This is a genomic window from Paenibacillus sp. YN15, from assembly GCF_003285005.1.
Lineage (GTDB): Bacteria > Bacillota > Bacilli > Paenibacillales > NBRC-103111 > Paenibacillus_AR.
Genome location: NZ_QMFA01000036.1, coordinates 49,063 through 67,844 on the forward strand (window position 1 = coordinate 49,063; position 18,782 = coordinate 67,844).

14 protein-coding genes and 1 riboswitch are annotated in these 18,782 nt (G+C 56.4%); of the genes, 7 read left to right on the forward strand and 7 right to left on the reverse strand.

From position 1 onward, the window contains the following. Positions 1-241 precede the first annotated feature (241 nt). The 6 genes from DQG13_RS23130 to DQG13_RS23155 all read left to right on the forward strand — a co-directional run bounded on the left by DQG13_RS23130 (position 242) and on the right by DQG13_RS23155 (position 10,036). Entirely contained in the window at positions 242-1,216 is a 975-nt protein-coding gene (locus DQG13_RS23130) for an ABC transporter permease (RefSeq protein ID WP_258525820.1), read from the forward strand. A gap of 26 nt (positions 1,217-1,242) precedes the next feature. Beyond that, positions 1,243-2,121 carry a carbohydrate ABC transporter permease gene (locus DQG13_RS23135; protein ID WP_113022543.1) on the forward strand — a complete coding sequence of 293 codons (879 nt, stop codon included), beginning with the start codon at positions 1,243-1,245 and terminating at the stop codon, positions 2,119-2,121. A gap of 57 nt (positions 2,122-2,178) precedes the next feature. Then, a complete protein-coding gene (locus DQG13_RS23140) occupies positions 2,179-3,792 on the forward strand; it encodes an extracellular solute-binding protein (RefSeq protein WP_113022544.1) in 1,614 nt (537 codons plus the stop codon). 42 nt (positions 3,793-3,834) lie between these two features. Next, positions 3,835-6,171, forward strand: coding sequence for a helix-turn-helix domain-containing protein (locus DQG13_RS23145; protein ID WP_113022545.1), 2,337 nt, complete (start codon positions 3,835-3,837; stop codon positions 6,169-6,171). Between the two features lie 66 nt (positions 6,172-6,237). Next, entirely contained in the window at positions 6,238-8,415 is a 2,178-nt protein-coding gene (locus tag DQG13_RS23150) for a family 78 glycoside hydrolase catalytic domain (RefSeq protein WP_181592941.1), read from the forward strand. After that, complete coding sequence (locus DQG13_RS23155) at positions 8,363-10,036, forward strand: hypothetical protein (protein WP_113022547.1); 1,674 nt, start codon at positions 8,363-8,365, stop codon at positions 10,034-10,036. Before DQG13_RS23150 ends, DQG13_RS23155 begins: the two co-directional genes overlap by 53 nt. A 136-nt stretch (positions 10,037-10,172) precedes the next feature. On the opposite strand, the gene DQG13_RS23160 is transcribed toward DQG13_RS23155, so the two are convergent. The 6 genes from DQG13_RS23160 to DQG13_RS23185 all read right to left on the reverse strand — a co-directional run bounded on the left by DQG13_RS23160 (position 10,173) and on the right by DQG13_RS23185 (position 16,657). Then, positions 10,173-10,988 (reverse strand): AAC(3) family N-acetyltransferase, encoded by an 816-nt coding sequence (locus DQG13_RS23160; RefSeq protein ID WP_113022548.1) that lies wholly within the window; start codon positions 10,986-10,988, stop codon positions 10,173-10,175. Positions 10,989-11,197: 209 nt separating this feature from the next. After that, entirely contained in the window at positions 11,198-11,578 is a 381-nt protein-coding gene (locus tag DQG13_RS23165; protein ID WP_113022549.1) for a FlxA-like family protein, read from the reverse strand. A gap of 630 nt (positions 11,579-12,208) precedes the next feature. Further along, the gene (locus DQG13_RS23170; protein WP_113022550.1) at positions 12,209-13,393 is read right to left on the reverse strand and encodes a DUF116 domain-containing protein; all 1,185 of its coding nucleotides are present in this window, start codon (positions 13,391-13,393) and stop codon (positions 12,209-12,211) included. Positions 13,394-13,884: 491 nt separating this feature from the next. Further along, complete coding sequence (locus DQG13_RS23175) at positions 13,885-14,769, reverse strand: MetQ/NlpA family ABC transporter substrate-binding protein (RefSeq protein WP_113022551.1); 885 nt, start codon at positions 14,767-14,769, stop codon at positions 13,885-13,887. A gap of 207 nt (positions 14,770-14,976) precedes the next feature. Further along, a complete protein-coding gene (locus DQG13_RS23180; protein ID WP_309472253.1) occupies positions 14,977-15,639 on the reverse strand; it encodes a methionine ABC transporter permease in 663 nt (220 codons plus the stop codon). 4 nt (positions 15,640-15,643) lie between these two features. Further along, a complete protein-coding gene (locus tag DQG13_RS23185) occupies positions 15,644-16,657 on the reverse strand; it encodes a methionine ABC transporter ATP-binding protein (protein ID WP_113022553.1) in 1,014 nt (337 codons plus the stop codon). Positions 16,658-16,754: 97 nt separating this feature from the next. Beyond that, positions 16,755-16,935: riboswitch (SAM riboswitch) on the reverse strand. 281 nt (positions 16,936-17,216) lie between these two features. On the opposite strand from DQG13_RS23185, the gene DQG13_RS23190 reads away from it, so the two are divergent. After that, positions 17,217-17,828 carry an acetate uptake transporter gene (locus DQG13_RS23190; RefSeq protein ID WP_113022554.1) on the forward strand — a complete coding sequence of 204 codons (612 nt, stop codon included), beginning with the start codon at positions 17,217-17,219 and terminating at the stop codon, positions 17,826-17,828. A gap of 97 nt (positions 17,829-17,925) precedes the next feature. On the opposite strand, the gene DQG13_RS23195 is transcribed toward DQG13_RS23190, so the two are convergent. Further along, positions 17,926-18,624 carry a GGDEF domain-containing protein gene (locus DQG13_RS23195; protein ID WP_181592942.1) on the reverse strand — a complete coding sequence of 233 codons (699 nt, stop codon included), beginning with the start codon at positions 18,622-18,624 and terminating at the stop codon, positions 17,926-17,928. Between the last annotated feature and the right edge of the window lie 158 nt (positions 18,625-18,782).

Sequence of the window (18,782 nt, forward strand, 5' to 3'; positions counted from 1 at the left end):
CGCGGCGGATAGCGGGCCCGCCTGAAGGCTCAGCAATCGGTTTTTACGGTTGCTGAGTCTTTTTTTGGCTGCCTGGAGCGGCGGATACCGCCTCATTTCCCAAAAAGTAAAAACCATCACAAAAAGTAAAGATCAAAACCTCCCGAAAAAAGATACGGGAGCAAAAGGTAGCGATTTCGGTTCCTCTTGCCGCGTGTTACCGTTAGGGCAGATTCAACAGCATACGAAAGGAGAGATCCCCTTGCGGCAATCCCAAGGAACATACCCGCACCCGCAGCCTGCTCAAGCTGCCCTGTCCTCCGCCCGTCCCAGGCAGGGGTGGAGAAAGCATATCCTGCGGGACAAATATTTGTACCTGATGCTTGTACCGGTGGCTGTATATTTTCTGCTGTTCAAGTACGCCCCCCTCTTCGGAGAAATCATCGCCTTCAAAAACTACCGTCTGACCGAGGGCATCTGGGGAAGCAGCTGGGCCGGACTGGAGCACTTCCGGAAGCTGTTCTCCAGCAGCGATTTTTACATTGTGCTGCGCAATACCCTGCTGCTCAATCTGTACAATCTGGTGTTTGCCTTCCCGGTGCCCATTATCCTGGCTGTTCTCCTGAATGAGGTGCGCGGGAACGGCTATAAGAGGGTGCTGCAGAACCTGCTTTATATCCCCCACTTTATTTCCTGGGTGGTGCTGGGCACCATTGTCATTGCCATGCTGTCTCCCTCCACGGGAATCGTCAACACGGTGCTGAAGCTCTTCGGGATGGAGCCGATCTACTTTATGGCCAGCTCCTTCTGGTGGCCCGTCTCCTTTGTGGTGTCGGGCATCTGGAAGGAGGCGGGCTTCGGCACCATCCTTTACATGGCCGCCATGGCGGGAATTGATCCCACCCTTTATGAAGCCGCCAAGATCGACGGGGCCAGCAAGCTCCGGCAAATCTGGCACGTAACCCTGCCCGGCATCCGCAGCACGGCAGCAATTCTGCTGATCCTGCAGGTGGGAAAAATGATGGATGTGGGCTTCGAGCAGGTGTTCACCATGAAAAATCCCGCCGTCAACCAGGTGGCGGAGGTCATCAGCACCTATGTGTATACCCGCGGAATCGAAAATCTGCAATACAGCTACACCACGGCGCTTGGCCTGTTCCAGTCGGTGGTGGCGCTGATCCTGGTGGTCAGCGTCAACGGGCTGATCAAAGCCATGGGAGAACGGGGGCTGTGGTAGCCCAATCAGAAAGGAGGGATCGTCCCATGAGGACAAAAGGCTTTAACAAGACGAGCCTGTTCTATTGGCTCAACAATATCGTGCTGGCGCTGTTCGCCGCTGCAACCGTATTTCCTTTCCTGAATATTATCGCCACCTCCTTCAGCGGCAGCAGGGCTATCTCCGCAGGCGAGGTATTCCTGTGGCCGGTGGATTTCAACACGGAGACGTACCGGAATCTGATCGATGACGGACAACTGATTGTGGCCATGAAGAACACGGTCCTGATTACAGTTGTAGGTACTTTGCTCAATATGGTGTTTACCATTCTGGCCGCGTATCCCTTATCCAAGCCCAGGCTGAAGGGCAGAAGCGTTCTGCTGCAGGGCGTGCTGTTCACCATGCTGTTCGGCGGCGGAATGATTCCCCACTTCCTGCTCATCAACAGCCTGGGGCTGGTCAATACCTATTGGGCCATCTGGCTGCCTGCCCTGGTCAGCGTCTACAACATGTTCGTCATGAAATCCTTCTTCGAGGGGCTGCCTGCGGAGGTAGAGGAATCGGCGGCCATGGACGGGGCCAACGAATGGGTGGTGCTGTTCCGGATTATCCTTCCGTTGTCCATGCCGGTAATTGCGGCGCTGACCTTGTTTTATGCGGTGGGCTGGTGGAACTCCTACATGAATGTGCTGATTTACATCCGCAGCACCGACAAGATGTCCCTGATGGTCAAGCTGTACCAGATGATCGACCTGGTCAGCCCGGAGATGCTGAGGAGCGGCGAGGGAGTCACGGAGCGGATGATTACCCCGGAGGGTGTGCGGGCGGCCTCCATTGTGTTCTCCATCATGCCGATCCTGTGCGTGTACCCGCTGCTGCAAAAGCACTTTGTAAAGGGAGTCCTGTTAGGCTCTGTCAAAGGCTGATATCGGAGGCTGTTTGCGCAGTCTTGATATATTATAATGAAATCAGGAGGTCTACACATGAAAACCAGACAAAACAAAAAGCGGGTTGCTTCAGCGTTTGCCTTATGCGTGCTGGCCGGCGCGGTATTGGCGGGATGCTCGGACAAGGGGGCGGGGGAGGCCTCGCCATCGCCGGGGGCGTCGGCTGCAGGAACGGCGGCGGCTGATCCGTATGCCGATCTGCCCAAGGCCGTCAGCTTCTCCATGTTCGACAGAGGCTCGGTTTCCAGCGACGAAGGCACCTACGAAAACAACCGCTGGGTCAAATGGATTCGGGAACAGTCCGGCATTGATGTGAAGGTGGTTCCCGTTCCCCGCAACCAGGCTCAGGACAAGCTGAACGTGCTGATTGCCTCCAAGCAGGCTCCGGATCTGATCTGGGAGTATGACCGCAACTATATCGGCAAGCTGATTACCCAGGGAGCCATTCAGCCGGTGGACCAATATATTGAGAAATACAGCACCTCCTATAAAAAATATTTGCAGGAGCATCCCGAGCTGAAGCCGTACCTGACCTTCGAGGGCAAAATGTACGCCGTCGCCACCGAACGGACCCTGGATTCCATCGCCAACCACGGCATGTGGATCAGGCAGGATTGGCTGGATAAGCTGGGCCTGAAAACGCCAACCACCATGGATGAATTGATCACGGTAGCCAAGGCATTCAAGGATCAGGACCCGGACGGCAACGGCAAAGCGGATACAACCCCTCTGGTGGGCAGCACCACCTTTGACGCTTACTCCGCCATGAACGCCGCCATCAACAGCCAATGGTATCTGGAGGACGGCAAAATGAAGTACGGCGCCACCCTCGACCGGTTCGGCGATACGCTGGCTCTGGAGAAGCAAATGTATGAGGCAGGGCTGGTGGACAAGGAATATCTCACCGACAAGAACTTCCAGCGAGCCAACCAGCTCTGGACCACTGGCAAGGCCGGCATCTATGCGGCCAGCTGGGGAAGCGGCGCCATGGAGGTCCATATCCGGGATATGTGGAAGAATGTTCCTGACGCCAATCCTGTGCCGCTGGAGCCGGTTTCCACCAAAAACGGCAAGTTTGGCTTGTACCAGGAGACTGCGCCCTTCATTTTTGTAGCGTTCAACAAGGAAATGCAGAATCCCAAGGCGGCTGTAGAGTATCTGGACTGGCTGGTGGACAAAGGCTGGATGACCTTGGTTAACGGTACGGAAGGGGTGCACTACAAGAATGTGAACGGAGTGGCCCAGCAGCTGGATGCGGATAAGTACAAGAAGGAAGTGGCCTATGCCGGCGAGTACGGGTTCCTGCGGGATGTGAAGTTCTCCCCTGCCGATCTGCTGGTGAAGGCTGCGCCGGATGAGGTCTCCCAACGGTTGGCCGCACTGAGCAAGAAGGGGCTGGAGACGGCTACCAAGAATGCCTTCCGCCGGGATATTCCCTATCAGCCCAACTTCACGGAGCTGAACGATATTCAGGCTGCACTCAAGCCCTTCATCGAAGGAGTGCGCGCCAAGGTGGCCATGCAGGGCAGCCAATATACGGCAGCCTGGGGTCTGGAGGAAATCCGCAAGGAATGGAAGCGTCTGGGCGGCGAGAAGGTGGAAGCCATGGCCCAGGAATGGTATGAAGCGAACAAAGCCAGCTTCAAGTAATTTGTAAGCACCGCCAATTACGCACATGAAAGGAACAGAGGCATGAACAGAAGCGTGAGCAGTACAGAGAACCGGTGGATGAAAAAAGTGATCACAGGCCTGATCATGTTTCTGTTCCTGATCATAACCGTATCGGCGGTGCTGTTTTATCTGATCTTTACCGATGACCTGAAGGACCGCTTGATCCGCACCAATGTGGAGCTGCTGGAGCATATGGAGCAGAAGCTGGAGCTGGTGCTGAAGAATGTGGATAATGAAGCCCTCCAATTGATCCAATATGAGGAGGTAAGAAGGTTTTTTGACGACGATCTGCCGCAGGGCGAGCGGACGGACAATGATTACCGCGTCGGCAATCATATCGACAGGCTCATCCACAGCGACGAATATTTGTTCTCCGTGGATATGTACTCCTACTCCCAGGACCGGCTGGTGTCGGGGGATATTCTCACGGAGGAGCTGCGGGTGAAGGATTACGCCTGGATCGGCCGGTTCAGCCAATTCGACGGCTATTCCGACTGGCTGGGCAGCCGCAAGGTGCTGCTCCGAAACTCCAACTTTCCCATTTACCGCAATGTGGTGACCTTCGTCCGGACCTATCCGATGATTCATTCCTCCGGCTACCGCAAGGGTGCGGTGGCCTTCAATTTGAAGGAGGAGCTTTTATTGCCCCTGATTCACCACGAGCAGGATGCCCAGGGAGTAAACCTGGTGCTGGACAAGGATGGCGTGGTGGTGATTCATCCCAACGAGTCCTCGCTGGGGGAAAGCTGGGGCTCCACCCCCTTCGTGGCGGAGATGGCGGCGATGGGCAAGAAGTCGGGTTACTTCAAGGCCACAGTGGACAATAAAGCCTCCACTGTTTTCTACAAGGTGAATCCGTATACGGGCTGGAGAATTGTGCGGGTCGTCTCGGAGATCGAGTTGAACAAACCCCTGATGGTGATTCGCAATACGCTCGCCGTTTTGTCGGCTCTGCTCCTCCTTCTGGCGGCAGTGCTGGCTTTTGCTGTAGGCAGATGGACCTTCAAGCCGCTGGACCGGTTTATGGAGACCATCACAGCCAAGCTGAACGCTCTGACTCCCCACCCTGTTGGGGATGCGGGAGGGGATGGCCTGAAGCTGCTGGAATCCCGGTTCGAGGATATTCTGGTGAACAGTGAGCAGCTGCAGAAGCAGGTCCGGGACACCAAGCCGATTCTGAAGTGGCAGCTGGTGATGGAACTGTTGTCCGATTATAAAATCAATATCTCCAACACCAGACAGTATATGGACATGCTGGGAATGGAGCTGGATATGAACCGCTTTGTGGTGCTGGTGGCGGAATTTGACCAGCGCCATGAGCCGCTGACGCCCCGGGATATCCATCTGTACAATTACGCCCTGTGCAATGTGGCCGAGGAACTAATCCAGGCGGAGGGCAAGGGGGTGGCCATCGAGCTGGAAAACGGCTGCTGCGCCATTCTCATGAGCTTCCAGGACGGCGACGAGGAGGGCGAACTGCGGGCCGGAGTAGTGGCGGAATTGATCAAAAACTATGTGGCGGAAAACTTCAAGCGGACTGTGACCATCGGTGTAGGCGGACTGGCGGAATCGCCGGGGGAGATCCATCTGTCCTTCAAGCAGGCCTGCAATGTGCTGACCTACCGGCTGATTCTGGGGACGAATACGGTGATTACCCAGGATGATGTGCAAAGTGAGGAATCGGCCCAATTTTACCGCCTGGTGATGATGACGGACGGCATGATGGATTCCCTGAAGCTTCTGGACGGGGACAAGCTGAAGACGCAGATAGACCGTTGGTTCGACGCTTTCACTCAATATGGCGTGCCTCCCGAATTGATTCGGCAGATGAGTCTGCAATGTCTCATGAAGGCCGCCGTAGTGGCGGGAGAGGTGGGGATTGAGCCGAAGCAGTTCCGCTTGCCCCAGGAGATGCAGGATTCTCTGAACCAGCACGACAATCTGGAAGATATGAAGGGTTTTATCCTGTCCACGCTGCAGGAGTACATGGAGCAGATTCGGCACAAACGAAGCAGCCGGGAGAAAAATGATCTGGTGGTCAAGGTGCTGGACTATATCCATGCCAATTTCAGCAGAGTCGACCTGTCCCTGAACATGCTGGCGGATGAATACCATGTGAGCGTGTCCCATTTGAGCAAGCTATTTAAGGAGCAGACGGAGAGCAATTTTATCGATTACCTGATGAATTTGCGGATTATCCAAGCCAGAAAGCTGCTGGTGGAAACCGATGCGAAGATAAGGGATATTGCCGAGGCGGTGGGCTACAGCAATGTCAACACCTTTATCCGGATTTTCAAAAAGCTGACAGTCCTTACCCCTTCGGAATACCGGGAGCAGGCACAAAGCAATTTGCCCTGACCGCTGCCGCGGGGCAGGCAGAAAGGGAAGTCCCCGCCAACAAAATCCATGAGAGAATGTGAAGCAATGAAATTCAAGCCCGAGTGGAAAGCCCAATGGATCACCTTCGCCGGATGCCCCGGCCATACTGCGCCCGTATTCAGAAGAATATTCCATTTTCCAAGCGGCGTAAAAGCTGCTCAAGTCCGCATATGCGGACTCGGCTTCTATGTGATGGCCATCAACGGCCAGCGTGTGGGTGATGAGATCATGCAGCCTGCTTTTACCGCCTATGACAAACGAGTTTTGTATAATGTTTACGATGTAAGCGGGTATTTGGCGGAAGGCATCAATGAAATCGAAGTTACATTGGGAAACGGCTGGTATAACGAAATGCAGGCCTCCGCCTGGCAGTTTGAACATGCGGTTTGGCGCGCCCAGCCCAAAATGATTGCAGAGCTATATATCGATGAGGAATTGTTCCTCGTTTCCGATACAAGCTGGGAATGCGCCCGGAGCGGCACTGTGTTCAACTCCCTGCGGTGTGGGGAAACCTTCGACGGGGGGCACCGGATCGAAGGATGGGAGCAGGCTTCCCTTACCCCCGCTCCCGGCGGGATGATGGAGGAGCAGCGGATACCGCCCATAAGAGTGCGAGACATCATCGAGCCGGTGGCGATTATCCCGGGGCCATTGCCGGTTATCTATGATTTTGGCGTCAACCTGTCGGGAAATGTGGAGATCAAGGTAACAGGCAAAAAAGGAAACAAGGTGGCCATTCAATATTTCGAGCTGCTGCGGGCCACGGGAACTCCGGACCTGGAAAGATACAAGCAGCATGTGTATGACGAACGGTTTCAACGTGACGAGTACATTCTGTCAGGCCAGGGAACCGAGGTATGGCACAGCGAATTCAGCTACAACGGCTTCCGTTATGCGCGAGTCTACGGAGAGTATGAAACCATTGAGGTGGTGGCCCGCTGCTTCCACACTGATTTGCCCGACGCCGGGGGGCTGCTATGCGACAATTCCCGTATTGACAAAATTCAGGAGGCCGTGCGCCGTTCCACCCTGACCAATTTTCACCACATCCCCACCGACTGCCCGCACCGGGAAAAAAACGGCTGGACCGGAGACGCCCATCTGTCCTGTGAGCAGGCGCTGTTTAATTTTGCGATCCAGGACGCTTATGTGAAATGGCTGGATGATCTTGCCGACTGCCAGCGCCCAAGCGGCCGTATTCCCTGTATCGCCCCCACCAGCAGCTGGGGATATGATCATATGCTGTGCGGACCGGCCTGGGATGCCGCGCTGTTCGTCATCCCCTGGCAGCTGTACCGCTACACGGGCCAGACCGCTTATGTAGAAAGGTATTATGAACCGATGGAGAAGTATCTCGGGTATCTTCGTTCTATTCTTGACCATGGGATTTGCCGGATCGGCGTGGGCGACTGGTCTGCCCCCGCCGGAGCGCCCGAATGCCCGACAGAAGTATTGCTGACGGCTTATTCCTTTTATATGGCCGATTTATTCGCGAGAATTTCCGGGATTCTGCATAAGGGGGAACATCAGCGGCAGGCCTCCGGGCTGGCGGAGGAGATTAAAGCTGCGTTCTTGCGGGAATATGGCAGCCTTCAGACAGATAGCCAGCTTTTTTATGCCATACTGCTTTATTTTGGCCTTGCCGAGGATGTGCCGCAAACTCTGAATCAGCTGATTAGGACAGTGGAAAAAGCGGACTGCCACATCATGGGGGGGATATTTTGCGCCAAAATGCTTTTGGACGCTCTTACAGACCATGGGCATGTTGAGCTTGCCTATAAAATTGCCTCCCAGAGGGATTTTCCGGGCTGGAGCTACATGGCGGACTTATGCGCGGGAACTCTGGGGGAAAACTGGTACGGCGGCTCATCCATGAATCATCATATGTTTTCGGAAATCGGCGCCTGGTATTATAAGGCGCTTGCAGGTTTCCGCATTGACGATTGCTATCCGGGATTCAAGCGCATCCGGCTTGCTCCCCACATCCCCGCAGATGTGCAGGAATTTCAAGCTTGGCATCAAACCCCTTATGGCCGATTGGAAATTTCATGGGATACGGAACATATCCGGCTGGTTATACCGGAAGGAACCTCGGCAACCCTTGTGTATGGGGGAATAACCAGGGAGCTTGCTTCGGGAGAATATAACCTCAATAGGGAGGAAAACCATCATGCATCATGCCGAACTGCTGGCGAAGCTTCAGGCCACGGAAGCAAACTATGACCCTTTGGTCAAGCTGGTCCGGACGCCTCTGACTGCAACCTATCACACGGCGCTGAAGCCGGACACCCATCCTGTTGTCCACGCTCTGTATCCCTCGGCCTGCTACGCTTATGAGCTTCTGCAGGCGGGCGGCAAGGAGTATGCGCAGCGGGCAGCCGAGATTTTGGAGGTTGTGGTATCCTGCCAGGATCAGGACCCGACGCGGGGAACGTATGGGATTTGGCCGTATTTTTATGAGGAAACGCTGGACGAGATGGATCGCCCCGATTGGAATATGGCGGATTTCCACGGCAAGAAGCTGCTGCTGATTGCCAAGCATTATGCGCCCCTTCTTCCGCAGCCCCTTGTCTCCCGGCTCCGGGATGCAGTGTATCATGCCTGTCAGGCCATTGTGATCCGCAATGTCGGGCCCCATTATACCAACATTGCCATTATGGGCGCGCTGGTAACGCTGCTTGGCGGCGAGCTGCTGGGGAATGAGGAGCTGTGCGGCTACGGTATCCGGCGTCTTCAGGCGTTCTATGCGTATACGGCGGATATCGGCACGTTTTCGGAATATAACAGCCCCTGTTATACGCCCATTGCCATTGAGGAGCTGCACGACATCTATACGCAGTCGGAATCGGCGGAGGCCGTGGCGGTGGCGGAGCGGCTGCTGGATATCGCCTGGCATATGGTGGCCTGGCACTATCACCCGGCGACGGGGGCATGGGGAGGACCGCATAGCCGGACATACGGCACCATGCTGCGGCCCAATGAAAAAGTGTTTTTGGCCGACGCGCTGAAGGATGATCCGGCAGGCATTCGCTGCCCCGAAAAGTACCGCTACCTGTTCAGCTCGCCGGAGGAGCGGTATTTTACGGAGCCTACGCTGCATGAGAAGGAGGCCGGCTACCAGAATTACGCCACCACGTACCAGAACGGGAGGCTGACTCTCGGCAGCTACAGCATGGGCAGCATGTGGAACCAGCGCCGCAATTTGCTGGGGTATGTGGCTGCCGGAGATGGGAAGACGGTGTCGGTCCAACTGCAATTTTTGAAGGACGGCAAGGATTTCTGCTCGGCGATTTTTAGCGGTGTGCAGTTCCGCCGGCAGGTGCTGTTCAGCTTCAACCTGGCCACGGACAATGGCGCCTGGCATCAGGACCTGGATATCATTAACGGCCGGTTCAGGGCCAAGGATTTGCGCGTTCGCCTGCTGCTGGGAGGCGATGCGGCAGGGCTGGATGTGCCGGTGGCTCAGGAGGGGATGCGCCTTGCGGCGCAGCTTGGAGACACCGCCTTGCAGGTGGAAGCGGTGCTGGACAGCGGCTCATACGGCCCGCTCTCCGTGCAGGTGGAGCGCGCAGCCAATGGGGTGTGCCTCGATTATGTAATTGCCTCGGGCGAGGAACGGAATTTTGACTTTCATACTCTGGAGAGAGCGGTGTGGGTTTTTGTCTTCTCCCTGGGCGAGGAGCAGGCGCTGCCCGCCGTCCGGCTGGAGCAGGAGGGACTGTGGGTCACCGCCACCGTTCAGACCGGAGACGGCCCCATGGCCATTACCGTGCCGCAGGTACCGCGGAAAACCGGGGAGCTGTACCGGGAGAATCAAATCCAGCTTCCGAAGGGGCTGAAGTAGCATAGAAGGCCAAGCTTTCGCTGCGGACTGCGGCTGCCGAGGCTTCTGCGCAAATTAAAAACCCGCGCTGGACGCGGGTTTTTGCATGCTCGCAGAGCTGCTTTGACCGGCGGCCTGGAGGGCTGGGCAGCGGAGATCAGTCGGCAGGGTTTGTCCGGTTATGGTTCATCCATTCAACCGCGTAGTCTACCAATGGCCGTTGGGGAATCAGCAGGGCCGGAGCATGGGCAATCCGGCCGTGGATGACGGGGCCGCCTGCCCGTTCATAATCATTGCCTAGTGTTTCAAAGTCGGAGCTGTCTCCTTCCACATCCCGGAATGTAACCCATTGCCGGACTCCGTCAATGGTGATAGGCGCGCTTGCGGTCATCTGCGCTCCTGCCCCGTACCGGGAACGGGTTTCGGCCAAATGCAGGGAGGTGTTGTTGTAGTGTCCCACCCCCAGCAGCAGGACATACCCGTCCAGGTCGTAGATGCGGGCCAGAGGGGAGTTTTCCCCCAGGCCATAATCCAGACTGTGGCTGCCGGTCACTTCCGCTGCATGGCGTCCCCAGGCGGCGAAGGAGACATGCGGATGGCTGCTGCGCAAAACGCCCTTTTGCTTGCGGAAGCATTCCGGAATGACACCCATCTTATAGGTGGGGGAAAGGTCCGGATCGTAAGCGGGCATGGTCCGGCGGATCGGCTCCCACCAGGCTTCCCGCACGGGCGGACAGCGCCAGCCTGCCGGGTCGGTTAGTTCTCCCGTATGGGCAGGCATGACCAGGGTTCCCGAGGGACCGATTGCCGCCTCCAGAGCCAGGATCACCGCCACAGGTCCTCCAGCCGCCCAGCCGCCCAACGTTTTCATGGAGGAGTGAACCAATAGTGTCATGCCGGGCCGGACCCCCAACCGCACAAGATCGTCGTGTAGTGTCTCGACGGTAAACAAGGCCCCTTGGATTTCCTCCATTGATGTTCCTCTCCCTTTGCAGTTCAGTTGTGTTCTTTCATTATATCAAAAAGTGGAAATTTTCCATACGGCCAAAATTCATCAAGCCGAACAGTTCATCAAACCGAACAGAACGAAAAAAGACCACAAAGAAATGGCTTCTTCGGGGTCTTTTTCGGATGGGAGTATCCGCTGCTAAGCAGAAGGCTAATAGAGCAATACTGCCATATTCAGACCAGCAGGTTAAAGCTGCCGTCCTGCTGCCAGCCGTTGGCCTTGGTTTGGCTCGCTGCAGCGCTGTTGGCTGCCGGGGCGGCGGTTGCGGCAGATTCCTCCCGGGCTGTGTTGCCGGTGCCCGAACTGGATGAGGTTTTGTTCTTCTTCTGGGCAATCTGCTGCTGAAGCTGCTGGATTTGCTGCTGAAGCTGCTTCGTTTTTGTTTCTTTGGTTTTGGCATCATCCTTGCTGGTGCTGACCTTTTTCAATTCACTTTGCAGCCGCTCCAGCTGTTTTTGAAGGGAGGCCACCTCGGAGTCCGAGGATGAGGAAGAGGAAGCTGAAGAATAGGATGACACGCTGGAAGTGCTGCTGGATACATTTGAAATGGACATACTGTTATCCCTCCGAGTCGATTGGAATCATCCTCCAAAGGGTAACAGGTCAAGTTGAAAAGCGGCTGAAGAATTGCTGAAAATTCCGGCAAGTGGTTTGTGGCATCCGCTATCTTCCAGATAGCCCTCCCTGTCGCTGCTTCGCGAGGGGCCGAAGACCGATGAAAGTCGAGGAGGTCCCCCAATCGCCCTCGCCGATTTCGAGACATCCGTAACTTATCCGATCTTCGGCGCGGGCCATGGTTTTCTGGGTAGCGGAAGGTGTTCTTCCGTTATTGCGGCCATTTCCCCCTCTAAAGCTAAATCGGGAGAACAATAGAGGAAAGTAGGCTGTCTTTATTTGCTTCCAAACGGCGGAGCGGCTCAATTAGCGGAAAAACACGCTCCACTATTTGAGCGAGGTTATTGCTGGATAGCGGCAAGGATTTTCCGCTATCGCCTGCGGGAGCGTGAATCGGGGCGGATAGCGGAAAAGTGCTTCCGTTATTGCCCTTCAAGACGACCGCTGGGGTAAATAGCGGAAAATAGGTTGCGTTATTTTACGGAGGCAGAAGTCGCGGGATCAAATTTGAGGCTTTTATAATCATTCAGGCGGGCTATTCTGGGGACCGATACTTGTTCCGTTATGGATCAGGTTGGCCGGAGGATGGCCTGGAGCCGGTTCAAGTTCAGGTCCGTGGGAAAGCCTCCGGCATCATCCCAATGTCTCCCGCAGCCGCAATAGTCCAGAATCACACATTGGGCGGCCAACCCAACCGCTTTGGCGCGGAGTCCCCCTGACACCAGATTCAGCGCGCAGGCCACCCCTACGATGGCTGTGCCCTCCCGGAGCAAGCGGTCGATCAGGCGGTGGGAGAAGGCGTCGCTTTCGTGGGAGATCAGGATCACCTCGAAGCCTTCGGCTGCTCCCATCTCCATTACAGAGGCTACCCGGCAGCTTTTGTCGCACCGGAGGCAGGTATGGCCGCAGCCGCTGCGGATGGCGGCGCAGTCCTGGCCGCTATGGGCGCGCAGGCACACCGGGAGAAGCACGGCATGCTTCGGCGCAGCCCAAAAAGCGCTGCGGTAGACGCGGTTCATCAGCTCTGCGCCAAGCAGATTCAGATGGTACTCCACCCGGGTGCGGTTCCTCAGAACCGCGTCCTCCCGACGGGTGGTACGCTCTGCCACCCCGGCGCGGAAGTCCTCCACCTGGCGGGTATAGTCGCCAAGCATCCGGGCGCCCGCGCCCGCTAGCCATGCGGCGGCGTCCACCGCCGCTTCCGCAGTTGCCCGGAAGGCCCCCGGCGGCGCCTTCGCCAAGCAATCGGCGGCCAGCCGCAGCCGCGCCGCCTCTTGGTTGAACTCGCCTGTGGCCTCCAGCCACAGGCACAGCTTTTGCCACTGTGCCGCGGTGGGAGCCCCCGGCACAGCCGCTTCGGGCGGCCGGGCTTCGCCATCGGCCGCCGGGACCAGCAGCCACCTGGACCCCCAGGTGGCGCGCAACCGGTCCGCCGCGGGCTTCAGCCGCGGCGAGGCAGTGCGAACTCCCGCCAGACGGCGCAGCAGCCTGCCTCTGGCGGGAGACAGCCCCAGCGCGTGGAAACGGTACACGCGCCATAATACCCCTGCCGTCAGCAGATCGAAGGCGTATTCCTCTACGGAACGAGGGGGCTCCGCGCCCGTCCGTTCCGCCAGACGGCGCAGCTTCCGGGCCTCTGGCAGCAGCTTCTCCTCTCCGTACAGGAGGAAGGCATCCGTCAGTTCTGCCGCTCTTTGGTAAAACCCATCGGAGTTTGCTTCGCCGTCAAGCAAGGAATAAGTCAAGATGTGCATGGGCGGCTCCTTTCCCGTTACAGCGCTTTTGGTACAGTATACGGGGCGTGGCCTGTTTCCGTTTCTTAAGAAACGGAAAAGCTTAGTGCAATATCGCCTGTTACCCTACCCGATACTCCTCTGTCGCCCATCTACCCGGACAGGCGATCCGCTATTTTTCCGTTTGGAGGGTGTTTGCAGATTTGGCGGACACACGATCCGTTATCGCATCATAAAGGCGCCGCCATCTCCACCTTTTTCGCAAATAACGGCTTTCCAGTCCGCTTAAAATGAAAAAGAGGCATTTTCCCGCCAATAACGGAACCTGGGTCCGCACAGAAGCTGGGGTTCGCATCAGAGTGGTGCGAGCGCCCGCAACAGCCCCGACACCCGCATCGAAGCGCGGCGAACACCCGCAACAGATCCGGCGTCCGCCCTCCCGGTCTCGGCAGCGCAGCCCGCCGCCAACAAAAAAACCGCCGCCCGGAGGCGACGGCAATAATCCCATCAAATTAGAATGCAGGCACAACAGCGCCTTGGTATTTATCGGCGATGAACTTCTTCACATCCTCGGTTTGCAGAGCCTTCACCAGCTTCTTCAGCGCCTCGGAGTCCTTGTTGTCCTCGCGGGCCACGATGATGTTCACATACGGGGAGTCGGATTGCTCAATGAACAGGGCATCCTTGGTGGGAACCAGCTTGGCTTCCAGCGCATAGTTGGTGTTGATGGTGGCGATGTCCACTTCACCCAGCACACGGGGCAGCATAGCGGCTTCCTGCTCGGTGATCTTCAGGTTCTTCTTGTTTTCGGCGATATCCTTCACTGTACCGTTGATGCCGACGCCGTCCTTCAGCTTGATCAGACCGGCTTTTTCCAGCAGGGCCAAAGCGCGGCCGCCGTTGGAGGGATCGTTGGGGATGGCCACCTTGGCGCCGTCCTTCAGCTCATCCAGCTTCTTGATTTTGGAGGAGTAAATGCCGAAGGGTTCGATGTGGATGCCGGCAACCTTCACCAGCTTCAGGTTGCGGTCCTTATTTTGCTGCTCCAGGTAAGGAATATGTTGGAAAAAGTTGGCATCCAGCTGCTTTTCAGCCACTTGGGTGTTGGGCAGGACATAGTCGGTAAATACCTTGATTTCCAGGTTTACGCCTTCCTTGGCCAATGCAGGCTTCACATACTCCAGCAGCTCGGCGTGGGGGACGGCGGTGGCGCCGATTTTCAGGGTAACGGGAGCGGCGGACGGGCTTGCGGCAGGACTGGCGGAAGCGGCTGTGGAAGCGCCGGCGGCAGTGCTGGCAGCCGGAGAAGCTGCAGAATCCTTCTTTTCACCGCAAGCGGACAGCACGAAGGTAAGCGCAAAAACCAGGGACAGAACGACAAGCCATTGTTTTTTCATCAGACAAAACCCTCCTTAAGATATAAGTATTATGATGGGAATACTGGGCTTCTTAATAGCAAGAGGCCCTATATATGGGTCAATCCGGCGGTCCGCACGGTGGCGCATGAGAATCGGGTGCTTATGCAGGCGTCGGCTGAAGGCCGGAACGTCCAAGCATCTATCCCCATTGCGCCACCGGCAGGTTCGTCGGACAGGCTTCTAAGTTTACTTGCGGCTGAACCGGAGGACCAGACGGTCGCCCAGGATTTGCAGCAGAATGACAAGAAGAATCAGAATGAGCACCGTCACAGCCATCACGTCCGGCATAAACCGCTGATAGCCGTAGCGGATAGCCAGATCGCCCAGCCCCCCGCCGCCGATAATGCCTGACATGGCGGTATAGGAGACCAGAGTTACGGTGGTGATGGTGATGCCGGCCACAAGACCGGGCAAGGACTCGGGCAGAAGCACCTTGCGGATGATCTGCCAATTGGAAGCGCCCATAGCCTTGGCTGCTTCCACCACGCCTCTGTCCACCTCCCGGAGGGTGGTTTCCACCAGACGGGCGAAGAACGGGGCGGCCGCAATCACCAACGGCGGGATGGAGCCTTTCACTTCAATGGTTGTGCCCACCAGAACCTTCGTGAAGGGCATCACCAGAATCATCAGAATGACAAACGGGATGGAACGCAGGACATTGACGATAATGGACAAAGTCAAATATACAGCCCGGTTCTGCAAAATCTGCCCCCGGGAGGTCATAAACAGCAGAATGCCCAAAGGCAACCCCAGCAAAACGGTAAACAGGGCGGACATGCCCAGCATGGTCAGGGTATCCTGGCTGGCCTGCCAAATTTCCTGGGGGTCCACATTTTTAAACCATTCCAGCATCCTAGAGCACCTCCACATCAAATCCGCGCGCCTGCAGGCTGTCCAGGGTCCGCGCCACATCCGCTTCCGCCCCGCCGAACTGGACGGTCAGCTGGCCGTAAGGGGTATCCTTCATCCGGGAGATGGTTCCCTGGAGAATGGCGAAGGGTGTGCCTGTCTGCCGGGTCACCTCATACAGCACCGGCTCATAGGTGGTATCCCCCAGATAGGTGATGCGCACAATCGAATGCTGGCCGGAGGCTTTGCCGTGGCGGATGGCCTCCTTCAGCTCCTGGCTGTCGGATACCTGCTCGACGAACTCACGGGTGGTGGGATGCTTGGGCTTCAGGAAGACATCCGTGACCGGTCCTTCCTCCACAATGCGGCCGCCGTCGATAACCGCCACCCGGTCGCAGATGGTGCGGATCACATGCATCTCATGGGTGATGAGCATGATGGTCAGCCCCAGTTTCTTGTTGATGTCGGACAAAAGGGCCAGGATGGAGCTGGTGGTCTGCGGGTCGAGAGCCGAGGTGGCTTCATCGCACAGCAGCACCTTGGGGTTGTTGGCCAGCGCCCGGGCAATGCCCACCCGCTGCTTCTGGCCGCCGGACAGCTGGGCCGGATATTTGGACGCATGCTCCTCCAGGCCCACCAGCTCCAGCAGCTCCTTTACCCGGAGCGCAATAGCCTCCTTGGGGATACCCGCCAATTCCAGCGGGAAAGCCACATTTTTGGCCACCGTCGCCGAGGACAGCAGATTGAAATGCTGGAAGATCATCCCGATTTTCCGCCGCTCCTCCTGCAGCTGCTTATCGGAGAGGGCCGACAGCTCCACGCCGTCCACTTTAACCTGCCCGGAGGTAGGAGGCTCCAGAAGGTTGATACAGCGGATCAGGGTGCTTTTTCCGGCACCGGAGTGGCCGATGACGCCGAAGATTTCCCCCTGGGCCACGGTAAGCGAGATGCCGTGGAGAGCGGGCACCGTTTTTTTGCCGACGGTATATGTCTTCGTAATCTGGTTCAAGCGAATCATAATCCAGCCAGGCCACCTTTTCGCAAAAATAAAAAGCCCTTTTTCACAGTGAAAAAGGGCGGCTCGTCAGCAGTTTCGCTAGAAACGATTCATTCCCCTCTCATCTGCCGGAAATCCGCTGGATCTCCGAAGGAATTGGCACCAAAGACGTCCGCTCCGCACTGGGCAAACAATAGGGAGCGCAGGAAAAGAGCGTCTCTCTGGCTTGTCGTCCGTTGTCGGATGGACCGGTTGCCGGGCTTCATAGGGCCTTTACCCTCAGCCACTCTTGATAAGAAGTATTCCGGTTAAGGAATATCATGAATGCTATTTAATTGTAACTTTATGCCATCCTCTTACAGAGGCTTGATAGATACTAATATTATCAACCTTAGGTCAACTTGTAAAGACCAAATTTAAGGAAATTTCAATTGTCTTTTGGGCCGGAATCCGTTAAAATCCATGTGACCCGACAATTTTGGACGATTTTTGAGCTTTTCCGTTCTTTCCCGTCCGGCCTTCAGGCGAGGGAGTGTCGAGGACTATTATTATGATGCGCGTAGGAGGAACAGCAAGCACTATGAACAGCTCTCAGCATGTCAAAATTACTACCGCCGACCCGTCGGCAATCGGGTTATTCGGTCTAGCCATCGTGACCCTGGTGGCATCCACCCAAAAGCTGGAGTGGACCCACGGCTTATCCGATGTGATTCCCTGGGCTATTTTCCTGGGAGCCTTCGCGCAGCTGTTCGCCGCTGTGCAGGATTCCAAGCATGGCAATACCTTTGGAACCACGGCGTTCGGGGCTTACGGTTTCTTCTGGCTGGGGGTAGCCTCCACGTGGATGATTAATATGGGCGTCTTCGGCGAAAAGCTGGCAGGCGCTGTGGATACCCACCAATTGGGCGCCGCTTTTGTGGGCTATCTGATCTTTACGTTGTTCATGACCATCGGGGCCATGGAAACCAACAAGGTGCTGTTCATCATCTTCGTGCTGATCGACTTCCTGTTTATCGGGCTGTCTCTCTCCACATTGGGCATTGCCGAGGGCTTCTTCCATGATGTGGCTGCGGTGTCCGAGCTCCTGATCGCGCTGGTATCCTTCTACGGCTGCGGGGCCAATGTGCTGAACACCCACTTTGGCCGGACGTTCCTGCCGGTAGGCAAACCCTTCGGAATCTTCAAGAAATAAGCCATGCCAAAAACCTCCGTCATGCGTTTGTGTCCTTCCATAAGGCACAGGGGCGACGGAGGTTTTTTTTGAGGGCCGCAAGCTTGTCCAAACAAGGCTACGCCTGCTTCATGCGCGGCTCCTGATCCACCGACAGGCCCAATGAGGCATAGGCCGCAGTCTCCTTGCGCATCAGCTTGGACTGGTACATCCGGAAGTCGGCCATCCGGATCAGGTCCTCCAGCCGGTGTCCGTCGTCGGGAAACACAGCCGTTCCGGCGGATACGGACAGAGACAAGTTCATCTCCCGGGCCAGAATGTCCAGCTCCTGGCGGAGCCGGTCGATAACGGTCAGGGTGGAATTGTAGGTGGAGTGCCGGGTAATCAGCACGAATTCATCCCCGCCCAAGCGAACCAGAAGATCCTCGTGCCGGATATGCTTGATCATCAGCCTGGCGATGCCCTGGAGAACGGTATCGCCTGTATGATGCCCGTTTTCGTCGTTGATTTTTTTGAAGTCGTCGCAATCCAGGATGGTCAGCGTCAGGGTTTCCCCTTTTTTGGCTGCCCGGACCAGCAAGGAAGGAATGTAGTGGTTCAGAAATCTCCGGTTATACGCCCGGGTCAGATCATCCCGGACCGCCAGATTCATGGCCCGGTCATAGCCCAAGCCGAGGAGCCAGATGATGGTCAGGCTCAATCCCGTCATGAGAAGATGGGAGTACCGGAAGTCCCAAACGGAATATTCCAGCTGAAGGGAGAGCAGCATGGAAATCACGGTAAAGCCGGCTGCATACCATTTTCCATGTCTGTTCATACGCATCACCGCCTGCCAAGTCTGGCCTGAAGTAAGTATAACGCGCAATTGCGCGGATAATAGGCAATTAGTCCCGACCATTCGTTTACAATATTTCATTATAACGCAAGTTCTATTAAAATGATGTAGGATCATGTCGAACGCCAAACTTTTTTTAC